This window comes from Enterobacter cloacae complex sp. P47BA (genome assembly GCF_014930485.1).
Classification (GTDB): domain Bacteria; phylum Pseudomonadota; class Gammaproteobacteria; order Enterobacterales; family Enterobacteriaceae; genus Enterobacter; species Enterobacter bugandensis.
Window position 1 is genome coordinate 12580 of the sequence record NZ_JADBRF010000030.1, and the last position, 15322, is coordinate 27901.

At 55.9% G+C, this 15322-nt stretch carries 13 protein-coding genes; 6 read left to right on the plus strand and 7 right to left on the minus strand.

All coding sequences use genetic code 11. The features are described from left to right. Positions 1-44: 44 nt before the first annotated feature. Positions 45-1979, minus strand: coding sequence for a protein kinase YeaG (gene yeaG, locus IM299_RS21790; RefSeq protein ID WP_014883443.1), 1935 nt, complete (start codon positions 1977-1979; stop codon positions 45-47). Between the two features lie 430 nt (positions 1980-2409). On the opposite strand from yeaG, the gene IM299_RS21795 reads away from it, so the two are divergent. After that, on the plus strand, positions 2410-3156 hold the full coding sequence (locus IM299_RS21795) for a MipA/OmpV family protein (RefSeq protein WP_041910477.1): 747 nt from the start codon (positions 2410-2412) through the stop codon (positions 3154-3156). A 78-nt stretch (positions 3157-3234) separates the two neighbouring features. Here the strand turns inward: IM299_RS21795 and IM299_RS21800 are convergent, their stop codons facing one another. Together IM299_RS21800 and gapA are read right to left on the minus strand one after the other, a co-directional pair. Then, on the minus strand, positions 3235-4119 hold the full coding sequence (locus IM299_RS21800; RefSeq protein ID WP_193358097.1) for a D-hexose-6-phosphate mutarotase: 885 nt from the start codon (positions 4117-4119) through the stop codon (positions 3235-3237). Between the two features lie 75 nt (positions 4120-4194). Continuing rightward, positions 4195-5190 (minus strand): glyceraldehyde-3-phosphate dehydrogenase, encoded by a 996-nt coding sequence (gene gapA, locus IM299_RS21805; protein ID WP_006809136.1) that lies wholly within the window; start codon positions 5188-5190, stop codon positions 4195-4197. Positions 5191-5531: 341 nt separating this feature from the next. Here gapA and msrB point away from each other — a divergent pair, with 341 nt between their 5' ends. Then, positions 5532-5945 (plus strand): peptide-methionine (R)-S-oxide reductase MsrB, encoded by a 414-nt coding sequence (gene msrB, locus IM299_RS21810; RefSeq protein ID WP_028012770.1) that lies wholly within the window; start codon positions 5532-5534, stop codon positions 5943-5945. 41 nt (positions 5946-5986) lie between these two features. Continuing rightward, complete coding sequence (locus IM299_RS21815; protein ID WP_045261608.1) at positions 5987-6259, plus strand: YeaC family protein; 273 nt, start codon at positions 5987-5989, stop codon at positions 6257-6259. 51 nt (positions 6260-6310) lie between these two features. Here IM299_RS21815 and IM299_RS21820 read toward each other — a convergent pair whose 3' ends face one another. The 4 genes from IM299_RS21820 to sppA form a co-directional block, all read right to left on the minus strand. After that, the gene (locus tag IM299_RS21820; protein WP_193358098.1) at positions 6311-7564 is read right to left on the minus strand and encodes a glycoside hydrolase family 18 protein; all 1254 of its coding nucleotides are present in this window, start codon (positions 7562-7564) and stop codon (positions 6311-6313) included. 218 nt (positions 7565-7782) lie between these two features. Next, complete coding sequence (gene pncA / locus IM299_RS21825) at positions 7783-8424, minus strand: bifunctional nicotinamidase/pyrazinamidase (protein ID WP_193358099.1); 642 nt, start codon at positions 8422-8424, stop codon at positions 7783-7785. A 9-nt stretch (positions 8425-8433) separates the two neighbouring features. After that, a complete protein-coding gene (gene ansA, locus IM299_RS21830; RefSeq protein WP_028012774.1) occupies positions 8434-9450 on the minus strand; it encodes an asparaginase in 1017 nt (338 codons plus the stop codon). Between the two features lie 63 nt (positions 9451-9513). Continuing rightward, positions 9514-11370, minus strand: coding sequence for a signal peptide peptidase SppA (gene sppA / locus IM299_RS21835; RefSeq protein ID WP_028012775.1), 1857 nt, complete (start codon positions 11368-11370; stop codon positions 9514-9516). Between the two features lie 167 nt (positions 11371-11537). On the opposite strand from sppA, the gene IM299_RS21840 reads away from it, so the two are divergent. The 3 genes from IM299_RS21840 (at position 11538) to IM299_RS21850 (ending at position 15161) form a co-directional block, all read left to right on the plus strand. Next, on the plus strand, positions 11538-12089 hold the full coding sequence (locus tag IM299_RS21840; protein WP_028012776.1) for an NAD(P)H nitroreductase: 552 nt from the start codon (positions 11538-11540) through the stop codon (positions 12087-12089). Positions 12090-12205: 116 nt separating this feature from the next. Continuing rightward, positions 12206-13249, plus strand: a complete 1044-nt coding sequence (gene selD, locus IM299_RS21845; protein WP_028012777.1) for a selenide, water dikinase SelD — start codon at positions 12206-12208, stop codon at positions 13247-13249. Positions 13250-13253: 4 nt separating this feature from the next. After that, the gene (locus IM299_RS21850) at positions 13254-15161 is read left to right on the plus strand and encodes a DNA topoisomerase III (RefSeq protein ID WP_193358100.1); all 1908 of its coding nucleotides are present in this window, start codon (positions 13254-13256) and stop codon (positions 15159-15161) included. Positions 15162-15322 lie beyond the last annotated feature (161 nt).

The following is a 15322-nucleotide window of genomic DNA, read 5'->3' on the forward strand; positions in this document are numbered from 1 at the left end:
GTTTTTGTTGGCCCGGCAGGCGCAGGCGCTACCGGGCACTTGTTTTAGGACGATTTACGCACGCGCAGATACCATTCGCAGAGCAGGCGAACCTGTTTGCGGGTGTAGCCTTTTTCCATCATACGGTCGACAAAATCGTCGTGTTTCTTCTGCTCGTCGGTTGAGGTTTTGGTGTTAAACGAGATCACCGGCAGCAGCTCTTCGGTATTGGAGAACATTTTCTTCTCAATAACCGTGCGCAGCTTCTCGTAGCTGGTCCAGTTCGGATTGCGCCCGTTATTATGCGCTCTGGCGCGCAGGACGAAGTTCACAATCTCATTCCGGAAGTCTTTCGGGTTGCTGATCCCGGCAGGCTTCTCGATTTTTTCCAGCTCCGCGTTCAGGGATTCACGATCAAACAGCTGGCCGGTATCCGGGTCGCGGTACTCCTGATCCTGGATCCAGAAGTCAGCATAGGTGACATAGCGGTCGAAAATGTTCTGCCCGTATTCTGAATAGGATTCCAGATAGGCCGTCTGGATCTCTTTGCCAATGAACTCGGCATATTTCGGGATCAGGTAGCCTTTCAGGAACTCAAGGTAGCGTTCAGCCTGCTCCTGCGGGAACTGCTCGCGCTCGATTTGCTGCTCCAGGACGTAGAACAGATGAACCGGGTTGGCCGCCACTTCCGCGTGGTCGAAGTTAAAGACCCGGGAGAGGATCTTAAACGCGAAACGCGTGGAGAGGCCGTTCATCCCTTCATCAACCCCGGCGTAATCGCGGTATTCCTGGTACGATTTCGCTTTCGGGTCGGTATCTTTCAGGCTTTCACCATCGTAGACGCGCATTTTCGAATAGATGCTGGAGTTTTCCGGCTCTTTCAGACGCGACAGGATGGAGAAGCGCGAGAGCGTTTCCAGCGTGCCCGGAGCGCATGGCGCATGCACCAGTTCACTGTGGTTAAGCAGTTTTTCGTAAATTTTGATCTCTTCGGAGATCCGCAGGCAATAAGGCACCTTGACGATGTACACGCGGTCAAGGAAGGCCTCATTGTTTTTGTTATTACGGAAGGTTACCCATTCCGATTCGTTCGAGTGGGCGAGAATAATCCCGTTAAACGGCAGGGCGGAGATACCTTCCGTCCCGTTGTAGTTCCCTTCCTGGGTCGCCGTCAGCAGAGGATGCAGCACTTTGATCGGTGCTTTAAACATCTCGACGAATTCCATAATCCCCTGGTTGGCGCGGCACAGCGCACCGGAATAGCCATAGGCATCCGGGTCGTTTTGTGCGAAGTTTTCCAGCTTACGGATATCGACTTTACCCACCAGCGCCGAGATATCCTGGTTGTTCTCATCACCCGGTTCGGTTTTGGCGATAGCGATCTGCTCCAGTATGGATGGCCACACTTTCACGACGCGGAATTTGGTGATATCACCGCCAAATTCGTGCAGGCGTTTTGCTGCCCACGGCGACATAATGGTGCCGAGGTAGCGACGCGGGATGCCAAACTCTTTATCCAGAATTTGCGCATCTTCCTGCGGGTTAAACAGGCACAGCGGATGGTCGTTCACCGGGCTGCGTTCGCCGTTGGCGCTTAGCACGTAAATCGGTACGCGCTGCATCAGCGACTTCAGGCGTTCAGCCAGCGAGGATTTACCGCCGCCGACGGGGCCGAGTAAATAGAGGATCTGTTTCTTCTCTTCCAGACCCTGGGCGGCATGCTTCAGATAGGAGACAATCTGTTCAATGGCATCTTCCATACCATAGAACTCTTCGAACGCCGGATATCGGGCGACCACCCGATTCGAAAATAGACGGGAAAGCCGTGGCTCCAGGGCAGTATCAACCATGTTTGGCTCACCGATAGCCATCAATAGCCGTTCTGCCGCATTGGCATAGGCACTGCGATCTTGCCGACAAATGGTAAGAAACTCCTGCAGTGTGAACTCTTCGTCCTTGGCAGCTTCGTAGCGCTGGCGATAGTGATCGAATATATTCATGGCATGCCGTCCTTTCGTTTTTTAGCACAGGATAAGAGCCGTTCGTATGAGTAGTGGAGGCTCCCGGAAGAGAATCTCTCGCACCCCACTGCCAGAGCAGCAACCTGTGTGCCAGGTCAGACGCTAAGAACCGCAGGTGTTCAGGAAAACTCTTCTTAAATTTAAGCGTAGATGGCATTTGCCAAACTTGCATGCTGAGAAAAACTAATTTCAATGACATATCAATAACTCATCCAAAAATTTCCACCCTGGTTATAAGGCTTAAGCACGTTTTTCATGCATCGGTCATATAAATGAAAGCGGGTTGTCATCTGAAAAGTTAAAAATAATGGGTTAATCAAACTGATTAGCAGGCAAAAAATTTTGGGATGTACGGGAATGGCGGTTACACTTCACCCGCTGATTATTTGACTACAGGAAAGAATGGATTGTGACCAAACTCAAACTTCTGGCATTGGGCATCCTTGCCGCGACCGCAGTTAGCACCGCTCAGGCGGAAAGTCAGTGGACGGTGGGTGCGGGCGTTGGCGTCATTAACAGCCCATACAAACAGTATGACCGCGATGTTTATCCTGTACCCGTTATCACCTATGAAGGCGATAACTTCTGGTTCCGCGGTCTCGGCGGCGGCTACTATCTGTGGAACGATACGGCCGATAAGCTCTCTATCATGGCCTACTACGATCCAACGCACTTCAAGCCAGGCGACAGCGACAGCCACGCGCTTCGCCAGCTCGACAAGCGCAAAAGCTCCATGATGGCCGGGCTTTCATACGTGCATAACACCCAGTATGGCTTCCTCCGTACGGCCCTGGCGGGTGATACGCTGGATAACAGCAACGGCTTTATCTGGGATCTGGCGTGGTTGTATCGCTATACCAACGGTGGGCTCACCCTGACGCCGGGTATCGGCGTGCAGTACAACAGTGAAAACTACAACGACTATTACTACGGCGTCTCTAAAAACGAGTCCCGTCGCAGTGGGCTGAAAAGCTACAGCGCCGATGATGGCTGGGATCCTTACCTGGAGCTGACCGCGAGCTATAACTTCCTTGGCGACTGGAACGTCTACGGTACCGGCCGTTACGAGCGTCTGAGCGACGAAGTGAAGGATAGCCCGATGGTTGATAAGTCCTGGGCTGGCATCTTCTCGGTGGGTGTGACCTACAAGTTCTGATTGTGCATTATCGCGGTGCAATAATTGCATCAAAACGGGGCGCTTGCGCCCCGTTTGCTTTGGTGTGGTGCAGCGACCTTATCGCTTAACGATGCGAATTGTCTGCCCTAAACGAGACGGCTTTTCCTCGCTCGCTTTCTGCGGGGTGGTTACGCAGGCCGTTTCCACGCAGACGAACGTTTTGTAACCGTCATCAGGGATGTCGGCCATGCTGATGGAGAGTGCAGGCCCCGGGTTCCAGCCCACCACGTTGCTGTGATGGTGATGAACCACCTCAATGCCGCGGTTAAGAGCACCGTCGTGGATCACGCTGCACGCTTCCGGATGCAAATAGACGCGGTCAGTACGGTCAGGGAACGTCTGAACGCCGTCGCTCAGCTTACCTTCCTTCGCGTTATCAACTTTGTCGATAAAGGTATCGCCCAGGCCGCTCACCTTCACTGCATTGATGTCACCCACGTTGAAGTAGGTATGCAGGGCAGAGGTGGTCTCGAACTCGCCATGAGCTTCCAGCTCAATCTCGCAGCTCTGACCCAGTTTGAAGCGGGCATACAGGGTGAAATCATGCGGCCACAGGGCGCGAGTTTCATCATTAGCCTGCAGCTCAAAGGTCAGTACTGCGCCGTTGTCATCTTCGTTATGCGCTTTCAGCGTCCACTGCTGGTTACGGGCGAAACCGTGAGAAGGCAAACTCGGCTGTGCGGACGGGCCAAACCACGGCCAGCAGATCGGTACGCCGCCGCGAATCGCATCCCCTTTTTTGAACGAGGTGGCGTCACTCAGCCACAGCGCTTCCGCTTCGCCTTCCGGTTTCCAGGAGAGCAGGTGCGCGCCGTTCAGCGCCACGGAGGCTTTAACGCGCGGGTGGTCAACGACGATAACGTCGGCACCGTCAATCTGACGGCGGGAGAGCACAGGGGTAAGTTGTTCGACTACCGGAAGTGCAAAAATTTTATTTATCATTAAGCAATCCTCTGTCTAAAAAACAATAAAAAAGGCGACCGAAGTCGCCTTTTTGGATCATTCACTCATCTCAACTTATTTGGAGATGTGAGCGATCAGGTCCAGTACTTTGTTAGAGTAGCCGGTTTCGTTGTCGTACCAGGAAACCAGTTTCACGAAGTTGTCGTTCAGTGCGATACCTGCTTTAGCATCGAACACGGAAGTGCACACTTCGCCGTTGAAATCGGTAGATACAACGTCGTCTTCGGTGTAACCCAGAACGCCTTTCATTGGGCCTTCGGAAGCAGCTTTGATTGCTTTCTTAATTTCTTCATAAGAAGCAGCTTTTTCCAGACGAACGGTCAGGTCAACAACGGATACGTTAGGAGTTGGAACGCGGAACGCCATACCAGTCAGTTTGCCATTCAGTTCTGGCAGTACTTTACCTACAGCTTTAGCAGCACCGGTAGAGGATGGGATGATGTTCTGAGCCGCGCCACGGCCGCCGCGCCAGTCTTTGTGAGACGGACCGTCAACGGTTTTCTGAGTAGCGGTGGTCGCGTGAACGGTAGTCATCAGACCTTCGATGATGCCGAAGTTGTCGTTGATCACTTTAGCCAGCGGTGCCAGGCAGTTGGTGGTGCAGGATGCGTTAGAAACGATGTCCTGGCCAGCGTAAGTTTCGAAGTTTGCACCGCGAACGAACATTGGGGTGTTGTCTTTGGAAGGACCAGTCAGAACAACTTTTTTCGCACCCGCAGTGATGTGTTTACGTGCAGTTTCGTCGGTCAGGAAGATACCGGTTGCTTCAGCAACAACGTCAACACCGATTTCGTTCCATTTCAGGTTAGCTGGGTCTTTCTCAGCAGTAACGCGGATGGTTTTGCCGTTAACAACCAGGTGGCCGTCTTTCACTTCAACGGTGCCGTCGAAACGACCGTGAGTTGAGTCGTACTTCAGCATGTACGCCATGTATTCAGCGTCCAGGAGATCGTTGATACCAACGATTTCGATGTCAGAACGTTTCTGAGCAGCACGGAAAACAATACGGCCGATACGGCCAAAACCGTTGATACCTACTTTGATAGTCATATATTCCACCAGCTATTTGTTAGTGAATAAAAGGTTGCCTGTAAAATTACAAAAACCTTACGCAGCGTCAAGCGGAATCGTGTCAATCATTGCGACAAATCAATCCTGTGACTAACGTTTGTGCGACTGACTCGCCTCACTTTCCCTTTGAGCTTGCAACCACATGGGGGCTGCGCCCGGAATTTTAAAGTCCTCGCAGGATAAAAATGTGAACGTGATCACAATTGCCTGACCGCCTTTTCGCGACACATAAGTTTAGAACAAAAGTGCACGCAAGGGTGTTAATGTTTTGTTAGAATCCGGGTTAAAAGATGTCTGTTTCTACAGCGAGATGTAAGCATATGTCGAACCAACATAACCCTGACGATTTGAAAAAAAACCTCACCGAAATGCAGTTTTACGTGACCCAGAATCACGGCACGGAGCCGCCATTTACCGGGCGATTACTGCACAACAAGCGAGACGGTGTGTATCACTGTCTGGTCTGCGATGCCCCGCTGTTCAATTCACAAACGAAATACGACTCCGGCTGCGGCTGGCCGAGCTTTTACGAGCCCGTGAGCGATGACGCAATCCGCTATCTGACCGACTCGTCGCACGGTATGGTGCGCACGGAAATTCGCTGTGGTAACTGCGACGCGCACCTGGGGCACGTCTTCCCGGACGGTCCTCAGCCAACGGGTGAGCGTTTCTGCGTGAATTCAGCCTCAATGAGCTTCACCGATGATGAAAACGGCGACCAGATTAAGGGTTGAAAAAACGATTCAGCAAATTATTCCTTTGAAAGGGAGAGATCGTGAATATTGAGGACATGATTAACGGGATGACCCCGGAAGTTTATCAGCGTCTGGTGACCGCCGTTGAGCTGGGAAAATGGCCGGACGGTGTGGCGCTCACGCCTGAGCAAAAAGAGAACAGTTTGCAGCTGGTGATGCTGTGGCAGGCGCGCAATAACACCGATGCGCAACACATGACTATCGACACTAACGGTCAGATGGTGATGAAGAGCAAGCGCGAGCTGAAGGAAGATTTTGGCATCACGCCGAAGCCGATTGCGACTTTCAAATAATGCTCTACATGCAGGCCGGGTAAGCGTTAGCGCCACCCGGCACAATACACCTTAGTGTGGGATCCCGAGCGACTCCGCCAGCTGTTTCGCTAACTGATTATTGTCGTCCGCTCCGTACTCCCAGAACATCGCCCCGGCGAGGCCTTTCTCTTTGATGTAGTCCGCCTTGATCGCGACAGAACGCGGATTCTCATACGAAATCGCAAACAGCGCGTTGCCATCGGCACCCTTTACCGAGAGCCACGGTACCTTCGCCTGGTCGTCCCAGTGCTCGGTAAAACGTTTCTGCGGATCGTTCAGCAGCTTCTTCACGATATCGTTGTACTTCACGTAGGTATCTTTAGTCAGGTCATAGCCGAGCGACTTAAACAGCGCGATCTCCTGCGGTCCAAAGTAGGGCTGTGTGACCGGATTTTTTTGCGCGTCCGGCTTGCTCCAGTCAATGCCCGGTTCAACCGCACGTTTCGGTACGCGGCCGTAAAAACCGATCCCGAGGTTCATCTGCTTCGGCTTAAGGCCGGCGGCCAGATAGTTGTTCACCACAAAATCGACGCTGTATTTGTCGGCGGCAGCCACCGTTGGCCAGGCGCTGGAGTCATACAGGTTAGCGTTGAAGTACTGTGTCCCGTACGCCATGTCGTAGGTCATCAGGTTGATGTAGTCGAGGAGCGGGGCGATGGCTTTGACATCCACCCAGCTTTTCGGACTTTCCGCATTCGCGCCCACCGCAATGGTCACCAGCTTTTTCTGCCCGAACGCGTCGCGCATCTCTTTCAGCAGGGCGGTGAAGTTTTCCCTGTCGGCGGGCTGGCTTGCAACCAGCCCCCACGCGCCGTTGACCGGATATTCCCAGTCGAGATCGATCCCGTCCAGACCGTATTTCTCAACAATTTCCTTCGCGGAGCGGATAAACACCGCGCGACTCTCCCGGGTTGCCGCTGCGCCAGAGAAGCCACGCGCCCCCCAGCCGCCAACGGAGAGCAGGACTTTCAGGTTCGGGTTTTGCTTACGCAGAGTGGGGATTAAGGCCAGATCGGACGCCACTTTTGGCGACAGCCAGATTTGATGCAGCTTCGCCGGATCTTTCAGCGCGGGGTTGGTCTCGTCTTTCTCGTTGTTATAAACAAGCCCAAACGAGTAGTTCAGGTGGGTGATCTGACGAACGTCCAGTTTATTGATATCGCCACCCGGTCCGGCGGTGACATCGCCACCCCCGTTAAAGTAGCCCACGGACATCAGAGGCGCGGCGGAAGCAAGCGACGCGCAAAGCAAGGGTAATGCTGCCAGCAGGGGCAAACGTTTCATACAAGTTCCTCTTTGACTTAATGAAAATAACCACGCCACAGAAAAGGCGTGGCGAAAAAAAAGCCTGAAGAGAATAGCATTGCCGCTTCGCTGAGGATGCGAGGGAGTTCACTTTATGGGGATTGGGGAGGGGGTGTTTTGCCGGGTGGCGGCTGCGCCTTACCCGGCTACGGGGAAAGGTAGGCCGGGTAAGCATCAGCGCCACCCGGCTTAAAAGGCTACGCCTGCGTTTCCTGCCAGTCTGCCAGCGTATACAGCGTGGCACCTTCGGCGGCCATATCCATAAACGCCTGAGCGCTGTCCTGTGGTTGAATGTTCACCCCACGACAGCCGTCGGTGATGACGCTAACGGTATAACCCAGCTGGAGCGCGTCCAGCACGGTAAACTTCACGCAGTAATCCGTCGCCAGACCCAGCACGATCAGCTCCGTGATTTCATGGTGACGTAACCACGCGTCCAGCGCCGTCTTCTGGCGATGCCCGTTATCGAAAAACGCGCTGTAGCTGTCGATAACCGGGTTTTCACCTTTATGGAACACCGCGTCGATGGCCTTCTGATTCAGGAGCGGGTGCAGCTCCGCTCCTTCGGTCTGCTGCACGCAGTGATCCGGCCAGAAGGTTTGCGCCAGACCGTCGAGTTCACCCTGGGTGAAAGGCTCAACGTAGTGCTGGCTGGCAAAGCTGCCGTGGTTCGCCGGGTGCCAGTCCTGGCTGGCGACAACCGCTTCACCGCGGGCTTTGCACCAGTCAATCAGGGTATTTGCCACGTCAACGGTGCTGTCACCTTCGGCGACGGCCAGCGCGCCGCCCGCGCAGAAATCATTTTGCAAATCGACCAGTAGCAGGGCGCGTTGCTTCATGAGAGCTCCTTATTCGTCCGGGGTCAGCTCGCCACGCAGGTTTTGCATCATTGCGCGGCGAATGGACTGAATGTCCAGATCCTGACTCAGTAAATAGTGAAGTTTAGTCAGCGTCGCCTCAACGGTCATATCGAAGCCGCTGATCACCCCCGCGTGCGCCAGCGCGTTGCCGGTGGCATAACCGCCCATATTGACCTTGCCAGACATGCACTGGGTCAGGTTTACCACCACAATTCCGCGCTCGCTGGCTTCCTGAAGCTCCTTCAGAAATTCGCCGTTCTGCGGAGCGTTGCCGACGCCATAAGAACGGAGGATCAGCGCTTTCACCGGCTGGCGCAGGAAGTTGCGCACCACGTCCGCGGAGATGCCCGGATAAATGGTGACCACGCCAATCGGCTGCGGGGTAATCGGATGCACAATCAGCTCGCCGGCGGTGTTCGGTGCCGGAGGCGTTCCCAGACGACGGATATGAATACCCGCTTCCAGCAGTGGCTGCAGGTTAGGGGAGGCAAAGGCATCAAAACCGTCGGCATGGGCTTTGGTGGTGCGGTTGCCGCGATACAGGCGATTGTTAAAGAACAGCGACACTTCGTTGATCGGGTAATTCGCCGCCACGTACAGGGAATTCAGCAGGTTGATCTGCCCGTCCGAGCGCAGCTCCGCCAGCGGTATTTGCGACCCGGTGACGATCACCGGCTTGCTCAGGTTCTCCAGCATGAAGGAGAGCGCCGAAGCGGTGAACGCCATGGTGTCGGTGCCGTGCAGGATCACGAAGCCGTCGTACTGGTCGTAATGGGCTTTAATGTCATCCGCGATGTGCTGCCAGTCTTCCGGCGTCATGTCGGAGGAGTCCATCAGCGGCTCGTATTCGTGGATGGTGAAGTCAGGCATTTCCGGACGGTGGAATTCAGGCATCAGCGCAAGCTGACGCTGCAGATGGCCGGAGACGGGGATATAGCCATTTTCAGAGCGCTGCATACCGATGGTACCGCCAGTGTAGGCTACATAAATCGATTTCTTCTGCATGGTAGTGAGTTCTTGTTCTTCAAAAGAAAAAAATCCCCTCTTCACGGGAAGAGGGGACGGTTTTTAACGGACGTTCGCGCAGGTCAGGCAAAACGCGTAACGACTTTGTGGATCGTTAAAGGCCGCGAGCTTATCGCTTTCCGCCTTCATCGCTTTCGCAGCCGTGGTCACCGGGGCCGGCAGGTACGCCTGCAGCGCCTCCGGCAGCATGGCGCGTACGGAGACGGACATGCTGTCCATCACCATATCGAAGAACGACGGTTCGTCCTGATAATACTCAACGTGCCACTGCTTGAGCTTCGCCAGTTCGGCGGCTTTCTTCACCGCGTCGTCGAAGTCGCCCAGGCTGTCGACCAGACCGTTACTCTTCGCATCCTGTCCGGTCCAGACGTGGCCTTGTGCAATCTGGTCGATCTGTTCCGGCGTCTTCTTACGCGAGTCGGCAACCAGCGTGATAAAGCGTTTATAGCCGTTCTCAATGCTCAGCTGCATCATCTCTGAAACTTCCGGCGGCAGAGATTTGGTCATCGACACATCCGCCAGCGGCGACGTGGAAACACCATCGGTATGCACACCCAGATAATCCAGGCTGTTTTCCACGGTGTTAATCACCCCGAAGATGCCAATCGAGCCGGTCAGCGTGCTTGGGTTCGCCACAATATAGTTGGCAGGCGTGGAGATCCAGTACCCACCAGACGCGGCCATGCCGCCCATGGATACGACGATCGGCTTGCCAGCGGCACGCGCTGCGGCCAGCTCGGCGCGGATCACTTCGGAAGCGCTAACGCTGCCGCCAGGGCTGTTCACCCGCAGGACAATCGCTTTCACTTTCGGATCAAGGCGTGCATCGCGGATTTGCGACGCGGTAGTATCACCGCCGACGTTCCCCGGGGTTTCCTGACCGTCCATGATAGCGCCGTTAGCAAACACCACGGCTACGCTGTCGCCGCTGTCGTCCGGCTTTTTCGCAGCATAGTCATACATGCTGATGGCGCTGTAGTTTTTGTCCTCTTTGCTCCAGCCAAACTGTTTGGTCAGGGCTTTTTCGATATCTGCACTGGTGCCCAGCGCGTCAACCAGCTTGTTGTCGAGCGCATATTTCGCGGTATCACCGTCGACCTTGCGCAGTCCATCCAGCACGCCGCGAGCGCCAGGGAACACCTGCTCAGCGGTAATTTGACGGTTAGCGGCAACGGTACCCAGATAGTTCTGCCACAGCTCGCCAATCCAGCGGCTGTCCGCTTCACGGGCGGCAGGGGACATATCGTCGCGGATAAACGGCTCCACGGCAGATTTATAGGTGCCGACGCGGAAGACGTGGGTGGTGACCTTCAGCTTGTCGAGCAGCGATTTGTAGTACAGGCCGTTGGTGGCAAAACCGTGCAGATCGACCGTTCCCTGTGGCGAAAGCCAGATCTTATTGGCGAAGCTTGCCAGATAATATTGCCCCTGGCTGTAGCTGTCGCCCACGGCAATCACCGGCTTGCCGCTGTCGCGGAACTCGCGCAGCGCTTTACCGATGTACTGCATAGAAGGCTGGTCGCCGCCGGCAAAATCTTTCAGATCCAGCACTATCCCGGTGATGTTTCGGTCGTCTTTGGCCTGACGGATAGTATCGACGATATCGAACAGGGAGTTCTCCTGCAGGCGGTCTGACGTCGCGCCAAACAGCTGGCGGCCGATCACCCCCAGACGATTGCTGGTGGACGGTTTATCAACGATCACGCCGGTGATATCGAGTAACAGGGCCCCACGAGTCGAATGCTGCGCCTGATTCGCGTTGCTGATATGCATCCAGATGCCCGCGCAAACCAGAACCAGAAGGATGAAGAAGATGTTCATCACCAGGTTGCGGACGAAGTTGAGCAGTCGCCACGTCCATTTAAAGAAACCGGCAAAGATTCGCCAAAGGGTTCGCATGTATTCTCCCTAACCAGAAAATGACTGTTTCCGTCGCCACTGGACGGTAATGTTGGGTTATCGTAATGACCCAACCGCCACTTGTCAGCAGGAATCGCCTGCCAGGCTGTAACAAAATCTGCCGTCGTGTTAATTTTGTGAGTATATTTCAAGAAAGGAGTTAACCAATGGATGCACTCGAACTGCTTGTTAACCGTCGTAGCGCGTCACGTCTGGCCGAACCCGCCCCTGCGGGCGAGCAGCTGGAAAACATTCTGCGTGCCGGTATGCGTGCGCCGGATCATGGCACGCTGCAGCCGTGGCACTTCTTTGTGATTGAAGGCGAAGGCCGCGATCGCTTCAGTCAGCTGCTGGAGCAGGGGGCAGTTGCCGCCGGGCAGGATGAGAAAGGTATCGATAAGGCGCGTAACGCGCCATTCCGCGCCCCGATGATTATCGCTGTCGTGGCGAAATGCCAGGCCGACCATAAGGTGCCGGTCTGGGAGCAGGAAATGTCTGCCGGCTGTGCGGTGATGGCGATGCAGATGGCCGCCGTTGCGCAGGGTTATAACGGTATCTGGCGCACCGGGCCGCTGACCGAGAGCGCCGCAGTGCGGGCAGGATTCTCCTGCGGTGAGCACGACAAAATTGTCGGTTTCCTTTACCTCGGCACCCCGCAGCTTAAAGCCTCCAGCACCATTAGCGTGCCGGACACCACGCCTTTCGTCAGCCGTTTTTAATTACACGCGCTAAACTGTCTGGATTCTGAGCATCCGCCGCAGAATTCAGACAGTCATACTTACCTCTTTATGGAATGAGCGCTACCATAGCGCGATTGAGATGACAGGAGACGTCCATGAGCGAGCAAACCATTCGTTTAACGCAGTACAGCCACGGAGCCGGTTGCGGTTGTAAAATTTCCCCGAAAGTGCTGGAGACCATTCTGCACAGTGAACAGGCGAAGTTTGTCGACCCGAACCTGCTTGTCGGCAACGAAACGCGTGACGATGCGGCGGTTTATGACTTAGGTAACGGCACCAGCATTATCAGCACCACTGACTTCTTCATGCCGATTGTTGATAACCCGTTCGACTTCGGGCGCATCGCGGCCACCAACGCCATCAGCGATATCTTCGCCATGGGCGGTAAGCCGATCATGGCCATCGCCATTCTGGGCTGGCCGATCAACACCATTCCACCGGAAATCGCCCGCGAGGTGATTGATGGCGGGCGTTTCGCCTGCCAGCAGGCGGGGATTGCGCTGGCCGGCGGCCACTCGATTGATGCGCCGGAGCCGATCTTCGGCCTGGCCGTTACCGGCGTGGTGCCGACCGAGCGCGTGAAGCGCAACAGCACCGCGCAGGCGGGCTGCAAGCTGTTCCTCACCAAGCCGCTGGGCATTGGCGTGCTCACCACCGCTGAGAAAAAATCCCTGCTCAAACCGGAGCACAAAGGTCTGGCGACGGAAGTCATGTGCCAGATGAACCTCGCCGGCGCGGCGTTCGCCAATATCGACGGCGTAAAGGCGATGACCGACGTCACCGGTTTTGGCCTGCTGGGGCACCTCTCTGAAGTCTGTCAGGGCGCGGGCGTGCAGGCCCAGGTCTGGTATCAGGATGTGCCGAAGCTGCCTGGCGTGGAAGAGTACATTGCCCAGGGCGCGGTTCCGGGCGGTACCCAGCGCAACTTCGCCAGCTACGGTCACCTGATGGGCGAAATGCCTGAGGCGTGGCGTAACCTGCTGTGCGATCCACAAACCTCCGGCGGCCTGCTGCTGGCCGTCACGCCGGAATCCGAAGCCGAGGTTCAGGCAACCGCCGCCGAGTTTGGCATCACCCTGACGGCGATCGGCGAACTGGTGACCGCCCGCGGCGGCCGACCGATGATTGAGATCCGTTAATTTGATGCGGTTGTTTATTGCCGAAAAGCCGAGCCTGGCCCGTGCCATCGCCGACGTGCTGCCTAAACCGCATCGAAAAGGCGACGGCTTTATCGAATGCGGTAACGGGCAGGTGGTCACCTGGTGTATCGGCCACCTGCTTGAACAGGCGCAGCCGGACGTCTACGACAGCCGCTACGCCCGCTGGAACCTCAACGATCTGCCCATCGTGCCGGAAAAGTGGCGTCTTCAGCCTCGTCCGTCCGTCACCAAACAGCTCAACGTCATTAAGCGCTTCCTGCATGAGGCGACGGAAGTGGTCCACGCAGGTGACCCGGACAGAGAAGGGCAGCTGCTGGTGGACGAAGTGCTGGACTACTTGGAGCTGGCGCCGGAAAAGCGCCAGCAGGTGCAGCGCTGCCTGATCAACGACCTCAACCCGCAGGCCGTTGAGCGGGCGATCTCGCGCCTGCGTTCCAACAGCGAGTTTATTCCGCTGTGCGTCTCTGCTTTAGCGCGCGCCCGCGCCGACTGGCTGTACGGCATCAACATGACCCGCGCCTACACCATCCTCGGGCGCAACGCGGGCTATCAGGGCGTACTCTCCGTGGGCCGCGTGCAGACGCCGGTGCTGGGGCTGGTGGTGCGTCGCGACGAAGAGATCGAGAACTTCGTCGCCAAAGATTTCTTTGAAGTGAAAGCGCATATCGTCACCCCGAAAGACGAGCGCTTTACCGCCGTCTGGCAGCCGAGCGACGCTTGCGAGTCGTACCAGGATGAAGAGGGGCGTTTGCTGCATCGTCCGCTGGCGGAGCATGTGGTTAACCGTATTACCGGCCAGCCGGCCATCGTTACCAGCTATAACGATAAACGGGAATCAGAACCCGCGCCGCTGCCGTTCTCCCTTTCTGCTCTGCAGATTGAAGCCGCGAAGCGCTTTGGCCTCAGCGCGCAGAACGTGCTGGATATCTGCCAGAAACTCTACGAAACCCATAAGCTCATCACCTATCCGCGTTCGGACAGCCGCTATCTGCCGGAAGAGCACTTTGCCGGACGCCATGCGGTGATGAACGCCATTAGCGTGCACGCGCCGGATCTGCTCCCGCAGTCCGTCGTTAACCCGGACACCCATAACCGCTGCTGGGACGACAAAAAGGTCGATGCCCACCACGCGATTATCCCGACGGCGCGCGCCAGCAAGGTCAATCTTACCGATAACGAAGCGAAGGTCTATAACCTGATCGCCCGTCAGTACCTGATGCAGTTCTGCCCGGACGCGGTGTTCCGCAAGTGCGTCATCGAGCTGGAAATTGCCAAAGGCAAGTTTATCGCTAAAGCGCGTTTCCTCGCGGAAGCGGGCTGGCGCACGCTCCTCGGTAACAAAGAGCGCGATGAGGAGAACGACGGCACGCCGCTGCCGGTGGTCGCTAAAGACGACGAACTGCTGTGCGAGAAGGGTGAAGTGGTTGAACGTCAGACCCAGCCGCCGCGCCACTTCACCGATGCAACGCTGCTGTCAGCCATGACCGGGATCGCCCGCTTTGTGCAGGATAAAGATCTCAAGAAGATCCTGCGCGCCACTGATGGACTGGGTACGGAAGCAACCCGCGCGGGGATCATCGAGCTGCTCTTTAAGCGAGGTTTTCTTGAGAAAAAGGGGCGCTACATCCACTCAACGGAACCGGGCCGGGCGCTCATACACTCCCTGCCGGAGCTGGCCGCACGGCCGGACATGACTGCGCACTGGGAATCCGTGCTGACGCAAATCAGCGAAAAGCAGTGCCGCTATCAGGACTTTATGCAGCCGCTGGTGGGGACGCTTTACCAGCTGATCGATCAGGCGCGCAGCACGCCGGTGAAGCGGTTCAGAGGCATGGTTGCACCCGGTGGTGGCGCGAAGAAACCGTTCAAAAAGAAAAAGAGCGCAGCCTGATACGCCCGGTTTTCTCCCTCTCCCTGTGGGCTGAGGGATCCCCAGTAATTTTTTTCCTGAAGCAATGAACATTGCTTCAGAGAAACGAATAACTAACAGCGATGTCCTGGTCCGGCTGTAAATCGCTGAGGCGTTTCCTGTAGGCCGGGGCGAGGCGCATG

Excerpts from the sequence above, each read along its gene's own strand:
- IM299_RS21840 (WP_028012776.1), top strand. The coding sequence starts at position 11,538 with ATGGATGCACTCGAACTGCTTGTTAACCGTCGTAGCGCGTCACGTCTG.
- gapA (WP_006809136.1), bottom strand. The coding sequence starts at position 5,190 with ATGACTATCAAAGTAGGTATCAACGGTTTTGGCCGTATCGGCCGTATT.
- IM299_RS21820 (WP_193358098.1), bottom strand. The coding sequence starts at position 7,564 with ATGAAACGTTTGCCCCTGCTGGCAGCATTACCCTTGCTTTGCGCGTCG.
- msrB (WP_028012770.1), top strand. The coding sequence starts at position 5,532 with ATGTCGAACCAACATAACCCTGACGATTTGAAAAAAAACCTCACCGAA.
- selD (WP_028012777.1), top strand. The coding sequence starts at position 12,206 with ATGAGCGAGCAAACCATTCGTTTAACGCAGTACAGCCACGGAGCCGGT.
- yeaG (WP_014883443.1), bottom strand. The coding sequence starts at position 1,979 with ATGAATATATTCGATCACTATCGCCAGCGCTACGAAGCTGCCAAGGAC.
- pncA (WP_193358099.1), bottom strand. The coding sequence starts at position 8,424 with ATGAAGCAACGCGCCCTGCTACTGGTCGATTTGCAAAATGATTTCTGC.
- IM299_RS21850 (WP_193358100.1), top strand. The coding sequence starts at position 13,254 with ATGCGGTTGTTTATTGCCGAAAAGCCGAGCCTGGCCCGTGCCATCGCC.
- ansA (WP_028012774.1), bottom strand. The coding sequence starts at position 9,450 with ATGCAGAAGAAATCGATTTATGTAGCCTACACTGGCGGTACCATCGGT.
- IM299_RS21800 (WP_193358097.1), bottom strand. The coding sequence starts at position 4,119 with ATGATAAATAAAATTTTTGCACTTCCGGTAGTCGAACAACTTACCCCT.
- sppA (WP_028012775.1), bottom strand. The coding sequence starts at position 11,370 with ATGCGAACCCTTTGGCGAATCTTTGCCGGTTTCTTTAAATGGACGTGG.